20 protein-coding genes are annotated in these 16114 nt (G+C 65.1%); 6 read left to right on the top strand and 14 right to left on the bottom strand.

Features of this window, described 5'->3' with window-relative positions; translation table 11 throughout:
• Positions 1-120 precede the first annotated feature (120 nt).
• From sucD to AC1MH0_RS14980, 7 genes are all read right to left on the bottom strand, one after another.
• Positions 121-1005, bottom strand: a complete 885-nt coding sequence (gene sucD, locus AC1MH0_RS15010) for a succinate--CoA ligase subunit alpha (RefSeq protein ID WP_056047458.1) — start codon at positions 1003-1005, stop codon at positions 121-123.
• A 34-nt stretch (positions 1006-1039) separates the two neighbouring features.
• Positions 1040-1330 carry a GIY-YIG nuclease family protein gene (locus AC1MH0_RS15005; protein ID WP_480963440.1) on the bottom strand — a complete coding sequence of 97 codons (291 nt, stop codon included), beginning with the start codon at positions 1328-1330 and terminating at the stop codon, positions 1040-1042.
• Positions 1331-1420: 90 nt separating this feature from the next.
• Complete coding sequence (mdh, locus tag AC1MH0_RS15000; RefSeq protein ID WP_056060667.1) at positions 1421-2383, bottom strand: malate dehydrogenase; 963 nt, start codon at positions 2381-2383, stop codon at positions 1421-1423.
• A gap of 127 nt (positions 2384-2510) precedes the next feature.
• The gene (gene zapE / locus AC1MH0_RS14995; RefSeq protein ID WP_480963439.1) at positions 2511-3602 is read right to left on the bottom strand and encodes a cell division protein ZapE; all 1092 of its coding nucleotides are present in this window, start codon (positions 3600-3602) and stop codon (positions 2511-2513) included.
• Positions 3603-3699: 97 nt separating this feature from the next.
• Complete coding sequence (locus AC1MH0_RS14990) at positions 3700-4152, bottom strand: PaaI family thioesterase (protein WP_480963438.1); 453 nt, start codon at positions 4150-4152, stop codon at positions 3700-3702.
• 122 nt (positions 4153-4274) lie between these two features.
• The gene (locus tag AC1MH0_RS14985) at positions 4275-5069 is read right to left on the bottom strand and encodes a succinate dehydrogenase iron-sulfur subunit (RefSeq protein ID WP_480963437.1); all 795 of its coding nucleotides are present in this window, start codon (positions 5067-5069) and stop codon (positions 4275-4277) included.
• 133 nt (positions 5070-5202) lie between these two features.
• Positions 5203-5784, bottom strand: coding sequence for a ClpP family protease (locus tag AC1MH0_RS14980; RefSeq protein ID WP_480963436.1), 582 nt, complete (start codon positions 5782-5784; stop codon positions 5203-5205).
• A gap of 99 nt (positions 5785-5883) precedes the next feature.
• Between AC1MH0_RS14980 and AC1MH0_RS14975 the strand changes: the two genes are divergently transcribed.
• Both AC1MH0_RS14975 and AC1MH0_RS14970 read left to right on the top strand, forming a co-directional pair.
• On the top strand, positions 5884-6132 hold the full coding sequence (locus AC1MH0_RS14975; protein WP_107964063.1) for a type II toxin-antitoxin system Phd/YefM family antitoxin: 249 nt from the start codon (positions 5884-5886) through the stop codon (positions 6130-6132).
• On the top strand, positions 6119-6412 hold the full coding sequence (locus tag AC1MH0_RS14970) for a type II toxin-antitoxin system RelE family toxin (RefSeq protein WP_480963435.1): 294 nt from the start codon (positions 6119-6121) through the stop codon (positions 6410-6412). The genes AC1MH0_RS14975 and AC1MH0_RS14970 overlap by 14 nt, the downstream gene beginning before the upstream one ends.
• Positions 6413-6528: 116 nt before the next feature.
• On the opposite strand, the gene AC1MH0_RS14965 is transcribed toward AC1MH0_RS14970, so the two are convergent.
• The 4 genes from AC1MH0_RS14965 to sdhC are packed head-to-tail and all read right to left on the bottom strand — an operon-like array spanning position 6529 to position 9402.
• On the bottom strand, positions 6529-6804 hold the full coding sequence (locus tag AC1MH0_RS14965) for a hypothetical protein (protein ID WP_480963434.1): 276 nt from the start codon (positions 6802-6804) through the stop codon (positions 6529-6531).
• Positions 6804-8606, bottom strand: coding sequence for a succinate dehydrogenase flavoprotein subunit (sdhA, locus tag AC1MH0_RS14960; protein WP_056047438.1), 1803 nt, complete (start codon positions 8604-8606; stop codon positions 6804-6806). The genes AC1MH0_RS14965 and sdhA overlap by 1 nt, the downstream gene beginning before the upstream one ends.
• On the bottom strand, positions 8606-8992 hold the full coding sequence (gene sdhD, locus AC1MH0_RS14955; RefSeq protein WP_480963433.1) for a succinate dehydrogenase, hydrophobic membrane anchor protein: 387 nt from the start codon (positions 8990-8992) through the stop codon (positions 8606-8608). The genes sdhA and sdhD overlap by 1 nt, the downstream gene beginning before the upstream one ends.
• On the bottom strand, positions 8992-9402 hold the full coding sequence (sdhC, locus tag AC1MH0_RS14950) for a succinate dehydrogenase, cytochrome b556 subunit (protein WP_480963432.1): 411 nt from the start codon (positions 9400-9402) through the stop codon (positions 8992-8994). Before sdhC ends, sdhD begins: the two co-directional genes overlap by 1 nt.
• A gap of 288 nt (positions 9403-9690) precedes the next feature.
• On the opposite strand from sdhC, the gene AC1MH0_RS14945 reads away from it, so the two are divergent.
• The 3 genes from AC1MH0_RS14945 (at position 9691) to AC1MH0_RS14935 (ending at position 12717) form a co-directional block, all read left to right on the top strand.
• Positions 9691-11034, top strand: a complete 1344-nt coding sequence (locus tag AC1MH0_RS14945) for a methyl-accepting chemotaxis protein (protein ID WP_480965761.1) — start codon at positions 9691-9693, stop codon at positions 11032-11034.
• A 68-nt stretch (positions 11035-11102) separates the two neighbouring features.
• Positions 11103-11792 carry an SDR family NAD(P)-dependent oxidoreductase gene (locus AC1MH0_RS14940; protein ID WP_480963431.1) on the top strand — a complete coding sequence of 230 codons (690 nt, stop codon included), beginning with the start codon at positions 11103-11105 and terminating at the stop codon, positions 11790-11792.
• A complete protein-coding gene (locus tag AC1MH0_RS14935) occupies positions 11782-12717 on the top strand; it encodes a 50S ribosomal protein L11 methyltransferase (protein ID WP_480963430.1) in 936 nt (311 codons plus the stop codon). Before AC1MH0_RS14940 ends, AC1MH0_RS14935 begins: the two co-directional genes overlap by 11 nt.
• Before the next feature lie 241 nt (positions 12718-12958).
• On the opposite strand, the gene phhA is transcribed toward AC1MH0_RS14935, so the two are convergent.
• Complete coding sequence (gene phhA, locus AC1MH0_RS14930; RefSeq protein WP_480963429.1) at positions 12959-13837, bottom strand: phenylalanine 4-monooxygenase; 879 nt, start codon at positions 13835-13837, stop codon at positions 12959-12961.
• A gap of 22 nt (positions 13838-13859) precedes the next feature.
• On the opposite strand from phhA, the gene AC1MH0_RS14925 reads away from it, so the two are divergent.
• On the top strand, positions 13860-14525 hold the full coding sequence (locus tag AC1MH0_RS14925) for a TIGR02117 family protein (RefSeq protein ID WP_480963428.1): 666 nt from the start codon (positions 13860-13862) through the stop codon (positions 14523-14525).
• 253 nt (positions 14526-14778) lie between these two features.
• Here AC1MH0_RS14925 and AC1MH0_RS14920 read toward each other — a convergent pair whose 3' ends face one another.
• Positions 14779-15057, bottom strand: coding sequence for a hypothetical protein (locus tag AC1MH0_RS14920; protein WP_480963427.1), 279 nt, complete (start codon positions 15055-15057; stop codon positions 14779-14781).
• Positions 15058-16074, bottom strand: coding sequence for a glycerophosphodiester phosphodiesterase (locus AC1MH0_RS14915; RefSeq protein ID WP_480965760.1), 1017 nt, complete (start codon positions 16072-16074; stop codon positions 15058-15060).
• Positions 16075-16114 lie beyond the last annotated feature (40 nt).

Raw genomic sequence — 16114 nt, 5'->3', positions numbered from 1 at the left:
GAGGGGCCCACTCGCACTTGCGGGTGGGAGGGTGAGGGCACGGGCGGTCACGTGCCCTCACCCTTCCGCTGCCAAGAGGCAGCTCCTTCCCTCTCCCCGAACGGGAGAGGGGTAGTCAGCTCAACCCTTCAACACGCTCAGCAGCGTCTCGCCGAGCAGGCTGGGGCTTTCCGAGACCTTGATCCCGGCAGCTTCCATCGCCGCGATCTTGCTCTCCGCGTCGCCCTTGCCGCCCGACACGATCGCGCCGGCATGGCCCATGCGACGGCCCGGAGGCGCCGTACGACCGGCGATGAAGCCTGCCATCGGCTTCGACCGACCGCGCTTGGCTTCGTCGCGGAGGAACTGTGCCGCCTGCTCTTCGGCGTCGCCGCCGATTTCGCCGATCATGATGATCGACTGGGTCTCGTCGTCGGCGAGGAACAGCTCGAGCACGTCGATGAAGTTCGTGCCGTTGACCGGATCGCCACCGATGCCGACTGCGGTCGTCTGACCGAGGCCTGCGTTCGACGTCTGGAAGACCGCCTCATAGGTAAGTGTGCCTGAACGGCTGACAACGCCGACCGAGCCCTTCTTGAAGATCGAACCGGGCATGATGCCGATCTTGCACTCGCCGGGGGTCAGCACGCCGGGGCAGTTCGGGCCGATGAGCCGCGACTTGGAGCCCGACAGCGCGCGCTTGACCTTGACCATGTCGAGCACCGGAATGCCCTCGGTGATCGCGACGATCAGCTCGATCTCGGCGTCGATCGCCTCGAGAATTGAGTCGGCGGCGAAGGGGGGCGGCACGTAGATGACCGACGCGGTCGCGCCGGTCATCGCCTTGGCTTCGGCGACGGTGTTGTAGACGGGGAGGTCGAGGTGAGTCGTGCCGCCCTTGCCGGGCGTGACGCCGCCAACCATCTGCGTGCCGTATTCCAGCGCCATCTTGGTGTGGAAGCTGCCGGTTTCGCCGGTCATGCCCTGGGTGATGACCTTGGTGTTCTTGTCGACGAGGATGCTCATCTAGTGCTCCTTGTGTCCCCGTTGGGGAACAGGATTAAAACAGTGACTCGAACAGGTCGTTCCAGTCGGGGTTCATTCGTTCGATCTCGGACAGTTTCCACTGCCGGTTCCACTTCTTCATCTGAAGTTCGCGCAGGCGCGCGTTGTCCAGACCGTCATGCACTTCATACCAAACTAGAAGTTTGCAGTGGTGCGTTTTCGTGAAACCGATGATCAGGCCGTTACGATGCTGGTAGGATCGTGCGGCGAGGTCGCTGGTGACACCGAGATATATCGTTCCGTTGCGCCGGCTCGCCATCATGTAGACGTAGCCGGCTGTGTTCACCGTCCGCTTCCTTGTTTCCCCGCGAAGGCGGGGACCCAGTCTGGGCACCCGCCTTCGCGGGTGAACAAGGAGGCAGGGCGGGAAGTCACCTTAGTTAAGCGAACCATCGATGCCCTTGCAGGCGACGATCAGCTCCTTGACCGCATCGACCGACACGGTGAGGTTCTGCTTGGCTTCGTCGTCCAGCTTGATCTCGACGATCTTCTCGACGCCGCCCGCACCGATCACCACCGGCACGCCGACGTACAGATCGGTAAGGCCGTACTCGCCCGAGACATAGGCCGCGGCCGGCAGCACGCGCTTCTGGTCGTACAGATACGCCTCGGCCATCGCGATGCCGCTGGTCGCCGGCGCGTAGTACGCCGAGCCCGTCTTCAGCAGCGCGACGATCTCGCCGCCGCCGCCGCGGGTGCGCTTGACGATCGCGTCGATCTTTTCCTGGCTCGACATGCCCATCGCGATGAGATCGGGAACCGGGATGCCCGACACGGTCGAGTAGCTGATGACCGGGACCATCGTGTCGCCGTGGCCGCCGAGCACGAAGCTGGTGACGTCCTTGACCGAGACCTTGAACTCGTCGGCGAGGAAGTGGCTGAAGCGTGCGGAGTCGAGCACGCCAGCCATGCCGACGACCATGTGGTGCGGCAGGCCCGAGAATTCGCGGAGCGCCCACACCATGGCGTCGAGCGGGTTGGTGATGCAGATCACGAACGCGTCGGGGGCGTTCGCCTTGATGCCCTCGCCGACGGCCTTCATGACCTTCAGGTTGATGCCGAGCAGGTCGTCGCGGCTCATGCCGGGCTTGCGCGCGACACCGGCGGTGACGATGATGACGTCCGCGCCGGCGATGTCGGCGTAGTCGTTCGATCCGGTGATCTGCGAGTCGAAGCCTTCGACCGGGCCGCATTGCGACAGGTCGAGCGCCTTGCCCTGGGGGATGCCCTCGGCGACGTCGAACAGGACGATATCGCCAAGGCCCTTGAGTGCTGCGAGGTGCGCGAGCGTACCGCCGATGTTACCGGCGCCGATCAGCGCGATCTTCTTGCGAGCCATTCCAATCCGTCTCCGTCTGATGTGCGGGGTGATTGGTGACGCCGGTTACGCGCATTATCCCGCTACGGCAACCGCTAAAAGGACAAAAGCAGGCCGTTATTGAGATTCGTTCGCATGTGCAATAAGCTTAGAGGTGGCCTTCGGCGAGATAGTCCTCGGAGCGCATCTCTTCGAGGCGGCTGATCGTGCGGTCGAATTCGAACCTGCCGTCGCCGCTTTCGTAGAGGTCGCCGGGTTGCGCATCGGCGGCGGCGAGGAGCTTGACCTTGTGCTCGTACAGCGCGTCGATCAGCGCGACGAAGCGCGCCGCCTCGTTGCGGTTCTCGGGGCCGAGCTTGGGGATGCCGACGAGGATGACGGTGTGAAATTTCCGCGCGATGGCGAGGTAGTCGGCCACGCCCCTCGCCTCGCCGCACAGCTTCTTGAAGCTGAACACGGCAACGCCCTTGAGCGATTTGGGCACCCGGAGCGTGCGGCCCTGCACCACGAGGTCTTCAGCGGGGACGTGCTCGCTGTCGTCGGTCGAGAAGTCGGTGAGGCGGAAGAATGCGGCGGAGAGTTGCGCGGTCGCCTCGGGGCCGTTGGGGACGAGCCATGTGTCCTGGCTGCCGAGCCGGTCGCGGCGATAGTCGACCGGGCCGTTGAGCGGGAGCACGTCGAGGCGGTGCTCGATGGTCGCGATGAAGGGCAGGAAATGCTCGCGGTTGAGGCCGTTCTTGTAGAGATCGGCGGGCGGGCGGTTGGACGTGGTGACGATCGTCACGCCGGAATCGAGCAGCGACGTCACCAGCCGCGACAGGATCATCGCGTCGGGGCTGTTGGTGACCATCATCTCGTCGAACGCGAGCAGGCGCGTCTCGTCGGCGATCGCGGTGGCGACGGGGACGATCGGGTCGCCGACTTCCTTGCGGCGCTCGGCGGCGATGCGCGCGTGGACCTCGAGCATGAACTCGCCGAAGTGGACGCGGCGCTTCTTCTCGACGGGGGCGTTCGCGAAGAACAGGTCCATCAGCATGGACTTGCCGCGGCCGACGCCGCCCCAGAGGTAGACGCCGCGGGGGTCGGCTTTTTTGGAGAAGCGGGCGAAGAAGCCGGTGGATTTGGGGGTGGCGAGTTCGGTCGCGAGGGTGTTGAGGCGGGCGGCGGCGGCGGCCTGTTCCGGGTCGGAGCGGAGTTCGCCGGAGGCTACGAGTGCCTCATAGGCTTCGAGTACCGTCATTTCCGTTCCCCCGCGCAGGCGGGGGCCCAGGCCCCCAGGCGTTGTATGTGTGGCTCCTGGACTCCCGCGTGCGCGGGAGAACAGAGAAATGCCGGTGCTATCTGGCAGTCGGCTTGCGGATCGTGGCCGAGAAGGCGGCGATCTTGGTTTCGTCGTCCCCTTGCACCACGAGGCCCCGGAGGAACAAGAGGCGGCCGGTTTCCTTGAGCACCTCGACCTGCGCCTCGATCGGCTCGCCGACGCGGCCGCCGCCGATGAATTGGGTGTTGAGATCGAGCGTGACCGCGGCGCCGGCGGTGATGAGGCCGAAGCCTCTGGCGGCGGCGAACAGCGCGACGTCGATGAATGCGAGCAGCGCGCCGCCGTGGACGTTGTTCTGGAGGTTGGAGTGGCGGTGCTCGGGGGTGATGCGGACGCGGACGGTGTGGCCGTAGACGCGGTAGAGCATGGGGCCGAGCAGGGTGTTGAAGCGGGTCGGGTCGGAGAGCGACCAGCTGCGCCAGCCCGGGTTGGCGGGGTCTTCGGCTTCGAGGAAATGGGGGGTGATCAACAACCTGTCCTTCGATACGCCGCTTCGACAAGCTCAGCAGCTACTCAGGACGAACGGAAATTTATACCCCCCGTTCGTCCTGAGTAGGGACTGAGCGAAGTCGAAGGCCCGTATCGAAGGGATCAGATGACCCGTTCGACTTCCATCTTCTTGATCTCGGCGATCGCCTTGGCGGGATTGAGACCCTTGGGGCAGGCGTTCGCGCAGTTCATGATCGTGTGGCAGCGATACAGGCGGAACGGATCTTCCAACTCGTCGAGGCGCTCGCCGGTCATCTCGTCACGGCTGTCGGCGAGCCAGCGATAGGCCTGCAACAGGATCGCCGGGCCCAGGAACTTGTCGCTGTTCCACCAGTAGCTCGGGCACGAGGTCGAGCAGCACGCGCACAGGATGCACTCGTACAGGCCGTCAAGCTTCGATCGATCTTCCGGCGACTGAAGGCGCTCCTTGCCCGAGGGCGGCGGGGTGACGGTCTGCAGCCACGGCTTGATCGACGAGTACTGCGCGTAGAAATGCGTGAAGTCGGGGACCAGATCCTTGATCACGTCCATGTGCGGCAGCGGCGTGATCTGGACCTCGCCCTTGCAATCCTCGATCGCGGTCGTGCAGGCGAGGCCGTTCTTGCCGTTGATGTTCATCGAGCACGAGCCGCAGATACCCTCGCGGCAAGAGCGACGGAAGGTGAGCGAGGAATCCTGCTCGCTCTTCATCTTGATCAGCGCGTCGAGCACCATCGGGCCGGTGTCGTCGAGATCGAGCGCGAACGTGTCGTAGCGCGGGTTCTCGCCGCTGTCGGGATCGTAGCGGTAGACCTTGAACGATTTCAGACGCTTGCTGTCCCCCGAACCCTGGCTGGTCGAGGCGTGCTTGACGCCCTTCTTGACGACGCTGTTTTTCGGGAGCGAGAATTCGGCCATTGCGAGCGGTCCGTCCGTGGTGTGATTATAGGTTGTCAGAGCCGATACATGACAGGGGCCCTCCCCGCAAATCCTTAGCTTCGCGGGTGCAACATGCGTCACACCCGCGGTCGCGTTACCTGCGCGTGCCGGGTCAGATGATGTCGAGGACGAGGCCGAGGTCGCGGGCTTCCTCGGCTTCGATGTACCAGTTGGAGGGGGCTTTCTTCTTCAGCTCCTCGAGCGATACCTTCGAACCCTCGACGATCGCACGGAAGCCTTCCTCCTGGATATTGATCGAATCCTCGATCTCGTGGAGCTTGGCCTTGAGCGCGTATGACAGCGTGTTGAGCGGGCCGTTGAGTTCGATCGTGCTCTGCATCTGGCGCTCGTGGATCATGATGCGGCTGTTGCGGGTGAGGAAGCGGCTATCGACCGGGAAGGCGGACATGAACGTCGCGCCGGCGGAGTAAACCGCGACCTTGCCGAGGAAGAGCGTCTCGCGGCCGGTATATTCGCGGAGCAGGCGGATGTTGTCGCCCATCGCGCGGGCGACTTCGGGGTCGCCGCCGAGCGTGGTGATCGAGACGACCAGCGGGCCTTCGGTGGGGGCGGCGACGAGTTGCGACTTGAAGTTGTCGTACATCGCGTCGTCGACGGGGCCGTGGAGGTGAATGTGGGGGGCGGCCAGCAGCGGGTAGTTGCGGGCGTTCGAGGCGGGGGATGTGTCGGTCATGCCGCGGCAAACTTTTGCGGGGGCGGCGGGTTCCGGGAGTATTGCGGCATATCAGCACGGCGATTTGGTCCGACCTGTTCGACGTGCTATATACTGGTCATGATCGAGACCATATTTGCCGGCGCGACGGTGAGCATCAGCGACCTGAAGAAGAACCCCTCCGGAGTCATCGAGGCTGCTGGCGGATTTCCAGTGGCTGTGCTCAATCGGAATACGCCCGCCGCGTATCTCGTGCCGGCGGCGGCTTGGGAAGAGTTGATGGACCGGTTGGAGGACGTCGAACTGGCAGACCTGGTGCGGGCGCGTGCCGACGAGGTGCCGGTCGCGGTGTCGCTTGGCGACCTATAGTCTCGCTTTCCTGCCCAGTGCGCTACGGGAATGGGAGAAGCTTGGCGCCAATGTTCGCGAGCAGTTCAAGGCGAAACTTACGGAGCGGTTGGGCGAGCCGCATATCGCGAGTGCGCGGCTGGGCGGGATGACCGGGTGCTACAAGATCAAGCTGCGGGCCGCGGGGTATCGACTTGTGTACCGGGTCGATGACGGCCTGGTGACGGTGATCGTCGTGGCCGTCGGGCGGCGGGATCGGAATCTGGTGTACAAGATTGCGGCTGGGCGGGTGGAGCGGTAGCATGTCTGTCTCGGTCGCCGGTTCTCCTGCGAACGCAGGAGTCTAGGGTAACGGAGCGCGGCGTTTGAGATCCTGGGCTCCTGCGTTCGCAGGAGAACGGGACTTTAGAACAACGCTTAGTTTGCCTGCTTGGCCGAGCGCTTGTATTGGAAGATCCAGCCTACCAAGCCGCCTGGGACTCCGCCTACCAGCGAGAAGAGCGCGTAGAAGGTGATCGCGATCTTTTGGGGTTCTTCGCCGACACCGCGGGGTTCGATGCCGAAGACGTAGATCGCGGTCAGGATCGCGACGACCACCGGCCATAGGAAGCCGGCGATCATCGGTTGGAAGCGCGTCAGGAGCCCCACCGCGACGGGCACGAGGAACCCGATCGCGATGATGGCCCAGGTCATTAATATACCCGCTTCTTGGGCTTGATGTAGTCGATGTCGTCGGTAAGCGTGTAGTCGTGGACCGGGCGGAAATCGATCTTGGTCTCGCCGCCCTTGCCGCCCCAGCCGTTGAAGGTGGTGATGGTGTGCTTCATCCAGTTCGCGTCGTCGCGCTCTGGGAAATCCTCGTGCATGTGCGCGCCGCGCGACTCGGTGCGGTTCGCCGCCGAGTTCATCGTCACGACCGCCTGGCCGATCAAATTGTCGAGCTCCATCGTCTCGACCAGATCGGTGTTCCAGATCATGCTGCGATCCTTCACGGCGACGTCGGTCATCCGGCTGTAGATCCCGGCCATCTTCTCGACGCCCTGGTTGAGCAGTTCGGTGTCGCGGAACACCGCGCAATGCTTCTGCATGGTCTGCTGCATGTCGAGACGGATCTGCGCGGTTGGCGAACCCCCCGACGCATTGCGGAAATGGTCGAGACGCGTCAGCGCGAGGTCTTCCGACCCCTTGGGCAGCGGCGCGTGCGCCGTACCGGGCTTCAGCGTGTCCTTGATCCGCAGGCCGGTCGCGCGGCCGAACACCACGAGATCGATCAGGCTGTTCGAGCCCAGACGGTTGGCGCCGTGGACCGAGACGCAGGCTGCCTCGCCAACCGCGAACAGGCCGGGGACGACCGCGTCGGGGTTGCCGTCGACGAGGTTGACGACCTCGCCGTGGAAGTTGGTCGGGATTCCGCCCATGTTGTAGTGCACGGTCGGCGTGACGGGCAGCGGCTGGCGCGTGAGATCGACGCCGGCGAAGACCTTGCCGGTCTCGGTGATGCCCGGCAGGCGCTCGGCGAGCACCTTGGGATCGATGTGATCGAGATGCAGGAAGATGTGGTCGCCGTTCTTGCCGACGCCGCGGCCTTCGCGCATTTCGAGCGCCATCGAGCGGCTGACGACGTCGCGCGAGGCTAGGTCCTTCGCCGACGGGGCATAGCGCTCCATGAAGCGCTCGCCCTCGGAGTTGGTCAGGTACCCGCCCTCACCGCGTGCGCCCTCGGTGATGAGCACGCCCGCGCCGTAGATGCCGGTCGGGTGGAACTGGACGAACTCCATGTCCTGGAGCGGCAGGCCGGCGCGGAGCACCATCGCGTTGCCGTCGCCGGTGCAGGTGTGCGCCGAGGTCGCCGAGAAATAGACGCGGCCATAGCCGCCGGTGGCGAGCACGGTCTGGTGGCTGCGGAAGCGGTGGATCGAGCCGTCTTCCATGCACAGCGCGATGACGCCGCGGCAGACGCCGTTTTCCATGATCAGGTCGAGCGCGAAATACTCGACGAAGAAGTCCGTGTTGTACTTCAGGCTCTGCTGATACAGCGCGTGGAGCATCGCGTGGCCGGTGCGATCGGCGGCGGCGGCGGTGCGTTGGACCGGGGGCCCCTCGCCCATGTTCTGCATGTGGCCGCCGAACGGACGCTGATAGATCGTGCCGTTCTCGTTACGGCTGAACGGCATGCCGGCATGTTCGAGCTCGTAGACCGCCTGCGGAGCCTCGCGGCAGAGATACTCGATCGCGTCCTGGTCGCCGAGCCAGTCGGAACCCTTGACGGTGTCGAACATGTGCCAGGTCCAGTGATCCGGCGAGTTGTTGCCAAGGCTGGCGGCGATGCCGCCCTGTGCGGCGACGGTATGCGAGCGGGTCGGGAAGACCTTGGTGATGCACGCGGTCTTCAGGCCGCTCTCGGCGATGCCCATCGTCGCGCGCAGGCCGGACCCGCCGGCACCGACGACGACGGCGTCATAGGTATGATCGATGATCTTGTACGCAGCAGACATCAGGCGGGGGCTCCGGCGAAGGCGACCTTCAGGATCGCGAACAGGGCGATACCGCCCAGCGTGAAGGTGAACAGGTTGAGCAGGATCATCGCCACGACGCGGCTTTCGCCGTGCTGGTAATCCTCGATCACGACCTGGAGACCCATACGGAAATGGTAGAATACCGACAGGATCAGCAGCGCCATCGGCACCGCCGCCCAGGCGGACTGCAGCCAGAGGTGGACGGCGGCGTAATCATAGCCGGGCATCCGCGCGACCGAGATCATCAGCCACGCCATCAGGAACAGGTTCGAACCGGCGGTCAGGCGCTGCTGCCACCAGTGGCTCGCACCGTGCTTGGCGCTGCCGAGACCGCGGACGCGACCGATGGGAGTACCGGTACCCATTACTTGATCCCCATGTAGAGCCAGAACACGATCGTCAGCGCTACCGATGCGACCATCGTCGCCAGCGCGCCCATCTTGTTCCGCTTCAGTTCGTAGCCGGCGCCGATATCGAGCACCATGTGGCGGATGCCCGTCATCATGTGCTGGAACAGCGACAACGTCAGGCCGACCGCGATGACGTAGCCGAGGATGTTGAGACGGCCGGTGTCGGTAGTGAACACGTCGACGAAGGTCGCATAGGCCTGATCGCCCGCGGCGATCGCGGCGAGCCACCATACGAGCAGCAGGCTGCCGACGGTCGCCATCCCGCTGCCGGTCGCGCGGTGCAGGATCGAGACCAGCATGTGCGGCCCCCATTTATAGACCTGCAGATGGGGAGAAAGCGGGCGTGCCGGGTTGCGCGATGCCAAGGGCGGAGTCCTCGAACCAGAAGATGACGAACCAAAAACAACTTGGTCCAGAATATAGATATCGGCGACCTATTAGCCACCGCGTGCTGCGATGCAACCCATTGGGGCCGATCCGATAACCCATGACACCACCCGCGGCACCATGCACAAGTAGCCCACACCGTCGGGGCCGAAACGATCGAGGATGCGCGCCACATCGCATCGATCCCTAACCCGGCCTTAAGATATGACGTGTAGCGCTGGTCCGGTACACCCGATCCGGAGTCCTTCGCCTTGACCACCAACGACCTGCCGACGCCCGGCGCGACCGCGGCCTCCGTCGACCTTGCGGCACGGCTGCGGGTGTTCGATTTCGACGGCACGCTGACGAGCGCGAGCCGCCAAGTCTGGGCCGCGCTCGCGCCCGAGATCACGCACGTGTCGAAAGCGTTCTGGGAGCAGTGGCTGCAATGCTTTCCCGACGAACGGATCTGGGCGCCGCACGAAACCGACCAGATGATCGAGATCGGTTGCACGTTCCTGCGCAATCGCTTCCTGGACACGAGCGGGCGGGCCTGGATCGAGTCGATCGAGCGGTCGGTCGCGACGGCGTATGTCGCCGACGTCTCGCCGATGGCGCTGCTGTCGATGATCAGCGCGAGCGACCGGGCGGCGCTGGACGTGCTGATGCGGCGGGTCGATCGGTCGGACCCCAAGCTGCCGGTCTATATCGATACGCTGATGCGGCTGTCGGCGCTGGAAGGCGAAATCACGGTCGCGATCTATAATTGTTATCGGACGCACACGGCACAGGTCGCGCGCGATACGCTGGCGGCGGAGTTCCGCGACGGCATCGCGGCGATGGTCGAGACCGCGACCGACGAGGGCCATATGCTGCGCGAGCAGGCGATGCGGAGTTCCGCGTCGACTCGCGCGGTGCTCGGCAAGGCGAGCGAAGTCGCAGCGGCCGCCGAGCAATCCGCGGTGGCGATGCGCGAAGCCGCGCAGACCGCCGCCGGCCTGATCCGCGCGATCGAGGACGCACGAACCGAAGTGGAGGCCGCGGCCGAGATCGCCAATCGGGCATCGGCGCAGGCTGGCCAGGCGGTCGGCATGTCGGAAACGCTGAGCGATCATGCGAAGTCGATCGAGTCGATCCTGGGGCTGATCCGCGACATTGCCGGGCAGACCAACCTGCTCGCGCTGAACGCGACGATCGAGGCGGCGCGCGCGGGCGATGCCGGGCGCGGCTTCGCGGTGGTGGCGCAGGAGGTGAAGAGCCTCGCCAACCAGACCGCGCGGGCGACCGACGACATCGCTGCGAAGATCGCCGCGATCCAGTCGGCAACGCGCTCGACGGTCGAGACGAATGCGTCGATCAAGTCGACGGTGGCGGAGGTGCAGGAAAGCGCCGACCGCATCCGTTACGCGATGGAGGCACAGGCGCAGACGGTGACCGCGATCACCGCGGCGGTGGACGAGACCGCGCTAGCGGCGGATTCGATGTCCAACACGATCGCCGCGATCCGCGAGGATACCGAGACGGTGGCGACCGAGATCGACGGGGTGGGTCGCGGGTTCGACGTGCTCGACGGGCGACTCAGCAATTTGAAGAACAGCGCGGGCGATTTCGTCGCGAAGGTTGCGGCGTAAGTGTTCGCTGTGGTTCGGGGTGCGGGATTGGCGTGACGGGGCGGCGTGGCGCGCGCTAGAGGTGCGGCATGACCATTCTTCTTACAGGCTCCAGCCGCGGTATCGGCGCGGCCATTCATGCGGCGCTGACCGATGCGGGCGCGTCCGTCATCGGACACGGGACAGCTAGCGGCATCCCGGCTGACTTTAGCGATCCTGCGGGGCCGACTGCGTTGTGGAACGCGGCGCTGGAACAGGCTGGCGGCGCGATCGATGTGTTGATCAACAATGCTGGCGTGTTCGAGGCGGCACCGCTCGCCGATGGCGACTGGACCGCGCAGTGGGAGCGGACGATGCGGATCAACCTGACCGCTTCGGCCGAGCTTTGCCGGTTGGCGGTGCTGCATTGGCAGGCGCGCGGATTTGGTGGTCGGATCGTCAATATCGCGAGCCGGGCGGCGTATCGCGGGGATTCGCCGGCGCATTGGCATTATGCCGCGTCGAAGGCGGGAATGGTGGCGATGACCAAGACGATCGCCCGGGGATATGCTCGAGAGGGGATCCTCGCGTTTGCGGTGTGCCCGGGGTTCACGATGACCGGTATGGCGGGGGACTATTTGTCGAGCCGGGGAGGCGATGCGTTGCTGGCGGACATTCCGCTCGGACGGGTGGCGGCACCTGACGAGATCGCGGCGGCGGCTAAGTTTTTGGCGTTGGAGGCGCCGGCTTCGATGACGGGGTCGGTGATCGACGTGAACGGGGCGAGCTATGTCCGATAGTTGGAAGCTCACCCTCCCCTGCACGCGCGCGGAGGCGGAGGCGATCGACGCGAGCGATGATCTGACGATCGATGGCGTGTTGATGACGACCGAAGAGATTGAGGACGACGTCGAGTCGTGGCGGCTCGATGCGTATTTCGAGCATGAGCCGGCGGCCGACACGGTCGCGGCGGTGCGGGCTCTGGTGCCGAGTGCGGCGGGGGCCGAGATTGCGGTCGAGCGGTTGGGCGATGCAGACTGGGTTACGATGAGCCAGGCCGGCCTGGAGCCTTTGTCGGTCGGGCGGTTCTTCGTGCACACGGGTGCGCATGCGGGCGCGGTGCCGGCGGACAAGCGGGCGTTCCTGATCGAGGCTAGCCGGGCGTTCGGGACCGGTCATCACGAGACGACCAGCGGATGTCTGGCGATGCTCGACGGGTTGGCCGATGCGACGTTTGCGAACGTGATCGATATCGGGACCGGGACGGGGTTGCTGGCGTTTGCGGCGGCGCATCTTTGGCCTGGGGCCAGGGTGATGGGGACGGATATCGATCCGGTCTCGATCGATGTGACGGCGGAGAATGCTGCGCTCAACGGGGTCGAGGGGATCGATCTGGTTGTGGCGGATGGTGCGCTGGACGATGCGATCGTGGTTCGCGCGCCGTATGATCTGGTGATCGCGAATATTCTGGCGGGGCCGCTGGTGTCTATGGCGCCGGAGATCGCTTCGATTTCGGATGCGGGGGCGGCGATCGTGCTGGCCGGGTTGCTGGAGACGCAGCGGGCTGGGGTCGTGGCGGCGTATGAGGCTTGTGGGTGTTCGCTGGAGGCTGTCGACCGGCGGGGGGATTGGAGTGTGCTTCGGTTGCGCGCTGGAGCGGCGCGGTTTGTGGCGGAGGGGCCGTTCGATCCCAAGGGGCGCGATGGGTGGGCGCTGGATATTTGAGGGCTGCGGATTGCTGAGAGCTGCCCTGCCCCGAAGAAGGTTGTTCCCCCGCGAAGGCGGGGGTCCAGTCTGGGCCCCCGCCTTCGCGGGGGAACATCCTTTGGGAGGGTTGCGCTCACCCCGCACATCACACCACCCCGGCGGAGGCCGGGGCCCAGTTGGGTGAAGCTTTAAGATAGAACCGCACCGCTATCCCAACTGGGCCCCGGCCTTCGCCGGGGTGGTGGCTTCTAGAGGATGCTTATGCGGTCTCGGTTGACGCCTTCGACGTCGCGTACTCCTGCGTGCCCTCGGTAATCACCACATCCCCCGGTTCGATCCGCGCGACGGGGATATCCGGGAGTGCCTTCAGCTCTTCGTACAACGGCGCGAAGTCCGTCTCGACCGTCAACCGCAGCAACTCCTCGAAGCTTGGGATGACGAAGTAGTTCTGCTGGAAATCGTCGATCCGGTATTCGGTCCGCATCACCCGGGCGAGGTCGAGCGCGATCCGGTTGGGGCTCGGGTCGTCCAAGGCAAATCGCGTTTCCGCGTAGCTGGAGACGATCCCGGAGCCGTAGATGCGCAGGCCTTCGGGTTCCGCGATCAGGCCGAACTCGACCGTGTACCAGTAGAGGCGTCCGAGATATTTCAGCGCGTCCAACCCCAAAGCGCGCTGGCCACCGCGGCCATAGGCGGCGAGGTAGTCGGCGAACACCGGGTCAGCGAGCATCGGGACGTGGCCGAAGACGTCGTGGAAGACGTCGGGTTCCTGGAGATAGTCGAGTTGATCGGGGCGGCGGATGAAGTTGCCCGCGACGAACCGGCGGTTGGCCATGTGGTCGAAGAACACGTCGTCGGGGACGAGGCCGGGGACCGCGACGACCGACCAGCCGGTAAGCTTGGTCAGGCGTTCGGAGAGTTCCTCGAAATCGGGGATGCCGGGCTTCGAGAGCTTCAGCACGTCGAGCCCGCGCAGCCAGGCGTTCGACGCGCGGCCGGGGAGCAGTTTCGACTGGCGCGCGAACAGCGTGTCCCAGGTCGCGTGATCCTCCGCGGTGTAATCCGCCCAGTTCTGCGGGATCGTCCAGTCGGGCGCGCCTTCGGGCGGGGTGCTCAGCACATGTGTGTCATTGGCCATGCGGCTGGTCTAGCATGACGGAATGAAGACGGAAACGCGTTGGGTTAAGTCGATTTTATGGGCGGTCGCCGCAGTGTTTGGGGTGATTGCGAGCTATGCGGTGGCGGGGCTGGTCGGCGGATCGATCCCGAGCAATCGTGACTGGCGGGCGCCGGCCGAGGGCGTGCATATCTTCGTCGAGAGCAACGGCGTGCATACCGGGATCATCGTGCCGAAGGTGGCCGCTGGGGTGGACTGGCGCGGGGTGGCTCGGGCGGAGGATCTGCGCGATCCGCGCTATGGGGCGTTCGATCATGAGTCGTTCGGGTGGGGGGAGAAGACCTTTTATCTGGAGACGCCGACCTGGGCGGACGTGAAGCTGCGAACCGTGGTTGCTTCGGCTGTCGGGAGTGATCGGACGTTGATGCATGTCGATCATCTGCCGAGGCCGCGCGCGGGGGATGGGGCTCGGGAGATCGTCTTATCGCCGGCGCAGTATCGGCGGTTGGCGGCGTATATCCGGGCGAGCTTTCGCGATGGGGGTGCGCGGTATCGAGGGTATGCCGGGTATGACGCGTTTTACGAGGCTAACGGGCGGTATAGCGCGGTGCGGACGTGTAATGCGTGGACGGGGGATGCGCTTCGGTTTGCGGGGGTTCGGGTTGGATGGTGGACGCCGTTTCCGGTTACTGTGATGGGGTGGTTTTAGGGGCTGTCGCGAACCTCACAGCTTGTTCTCCCGCTGCTTTGTTCTCCCGCGAAGGCGGGAGTCAGACTGGGCTCCCGCCTTCGCGGGAGAACAAGGAAGTCAGGGCGACCTGAACTAGCCACTACCCCGGCGAAGGCCGGGGCCCAGTTGGGAGGCAGCGGTAACAGCGCGTAGTCCGTCGTTAGCGACGTCCCCCAACTGGGCCCCGGCCTTCGCCGGGGTGGCGGTAGTTTTGGTGGTATGGGGATGCCCCTCAGTTTCCTGCGCGGTAGCCTTGGTACTGGCCGCATTCCGAGCGCCTCGGGTCCTTCTTGCAGCGCTTCGCCAGTTCCTTGCGCTGCTTGCCCTCTTCGGCTTCCTGCTTGCGCATCTTCTTGCCGTAGTTGCGGTCCGATTCTTCCTGGCTGGTCGTGCTCCAGTCGACTGCCTTGCCGGCGACCTGGAACGGTGCCTTCACGATCGAGGTTGCGGTGCTGATGCAGCCACTTACGAGGAACGGCAGCACCGCGAGTACGGGAAGAACCTTACGCATTTACTTTACTCCTGCACGCGCGGTTCCCTGGGCTCGGTCGCGCGCTTGGGCCCCGTATAGCGGAAAGTCGGTGAAGAAACCGTCGATACCTTGTGCAAGGCCTGCGTCGATCTCCGCAGCGATGTCGCCGTGTGCCGCGGGGTCGGTGCCGCGGCGGAAGCGGGTGGGTTCGAAGTAGTTTTCGGCGCGGTAGGTCCAGGGGTGGACCCGCAGGCCGGCCGCGTGCGCATCGGCGACCAGCGTGGTCGGGGTCGCGTCGGTCCAGAGCATGCTCTTGTTCGGGCCGATGCCGTAGGCGTAGGCGGCGACCGCCTTCAGGCCCTCGGGCGTGATCATCGCCTTGTAGCTCGGCTGCGCGCCGTCGGCGGGACCGCCCTCCCCGTCCATGAGCTGGATCAGGCGGATTTTGGTCATCTTGTGGAGGCGCTGGAGGTTGGCGACCTCGAACGACTGGATGAACACCGGCGCTTTGGCTGAGTCCCAGCCGGCCTCGCGCAGTTCGGCGACCAGTTTGGCGTCGGTCGAGTGGCCGATCTTGGCGAAATAGGTCGGGTGCTTGGTCTCGGGATAGATGCCGATCGTCCGGCCCGTCTCGGTCGTGCGGCGCTTGGCGAGCGCGATGATCTCGGCAAGCGTGGGGATCTGGAACTGGCCGTCATAGGCGGTGTTCGCGGGGCGGAGCTTGGGCAGCCGCTCCTTCGCGCGCAGCGTCTTCAGTTCTGCGAGCGTGAAGTCCTCGACGAACCAGCCGGTCATCGTCTGGCCGTCGATCGTCTTGGTGGTCTTGCGCGCGGCGAACTCGGGATGGTCGGCGACGTTGGTCGTCTCCGCGATATTGTTCTCGTGCCGCGCGACGAGGACGTCGTCCTTGGTCGGCACCAGATCGGGCTCGATGAAGTCCGCGCCCTGGTCGATCGCGAGCTCATACGCCGCCAGCGTATGCTCGGGCCGGAGCCCGCTTGCGCCACGATGCGCAATGACGATCGGGGGCGACAATCGGGGAGAAGCTGGCGTCATCGCCGCAGCTTGCCCGCTTGCCGCGACGAGCGCCAGCGCA

The organism is Sphingomonas sp. AP28, assembly GCF_056680455.1.
This window is presented reverse-complemented; position numbering and strand designations above follow the sequence as displayed.

Excerpts from the sequence above, each read along its gene's own strand:
- sucD (WP_056047458.1), bottom strand. The coding sequence starts at position 1,005 with ATGAGCATCCTCGTCGACAAGAACACCAAGGTCATCACCCAGGGCATG.
- mdh (WP_056060667.1), bottom strand. The coding sequence starts at position 2,383 with ATGGCTCGCAAGAAGATCGCGCTGATCGGCGCCGGTAACATCGGCGGT.
- zapE (WP_480963439.1), bottom strand. The coding sequence starts at position 3,602 with ATGACGGTACTCGAAGCCTATGAGGCACTCGTAGCCTCCGGCGAACTC.
- AC1MH0_RS14985 (WP_480963437.1), bottom strand. The coding sequence starts at position 5,069 with ATGGCCGAATTCTCGCTCCCGAAAAACAGCGTCGTCAAGAAGGGCGTC.
- AC1MH0_RS14980 (WP_480963436.1), bottom strand. The coding sequence starts at position 5,784 with ATGACCGACACATCCCCCGCCTCGAACGCCCGCAACTACCCGCTGCTG.
- AC1MH0_RS14975 (WP_107964063.1), top strand. The coding sequence starts at position 5,884 with ATGATCGAGACCATATTTGCCGGCGCGACGGTGAGCATCAGCGACCTG.
- AC1MH0_RS14965 (WP_480963434.1), bottom strand. The coding sequence starts at position 6,804 with ATGACCTGGGCCATCATCGCGATCGGGTTCCTCGTGCCCGTCGCGGTG.
- sdhA (WP_056047438.1), bottom strand. The coding sequence starts at position 8,606 with ATGTCTGCTGCGTACAAGATCATCGATCATACCTATGACGCCGTCGTC.
- sdhD (WP_480963433.1), bottom strand. The coding sequence starts at position 8,992 with ATGGGTACCGGTACTCCCATCGGTCGCGTCCGCGGTCTCGGCAGCGCC.
- AC1MH0_RS14940 (WP_480963431.1), top strand. The coding sequence starts at position 11,103 with ATGACCATTCTTCTTACAGGCTCCAGCCGCGGTATCGGCGCGGCCATT.
- AC1MH0_RS14935 (WP_480963430.1), top strand. The coding sequence starts at position 11,782 with ATGTCCGATAGTTGGAAGCTCACCCTCCCCTGCACGCGCGCGGAGGCG.
- phhA (WP_480963429.1), bottom strand. The coding sequence starts at position 13,837 with ATGGCCAATGACACACATGTGCTGAGCACCCCGCCCGAAGGCGCGCCC.
- AC1MH0_RS14925 (WP_480963428.1), top strand. The coding sequence starts at position 13,860 with ATGAAGACGGAAACGCGTTGGGTTAAGTCGATTTTATGGGCGGTCGCC.
- AC1MH0_RS14920 (WP_480963427.1), bottom strand. The coding sequence starts at position 15,057 with ATGCGTAAGGTTCTTCCCGTACTCGCGGTGCTGCCGTTCCTCGTAAGT.
- AC1MH0_RS14915 (WP_480965760.1), bottom strand. The coding sequence starts at position 16,074 with ATGACGCCAGCTTCTCCCCGATTGTCGCCCCCGATCGTCATTGCGCAT.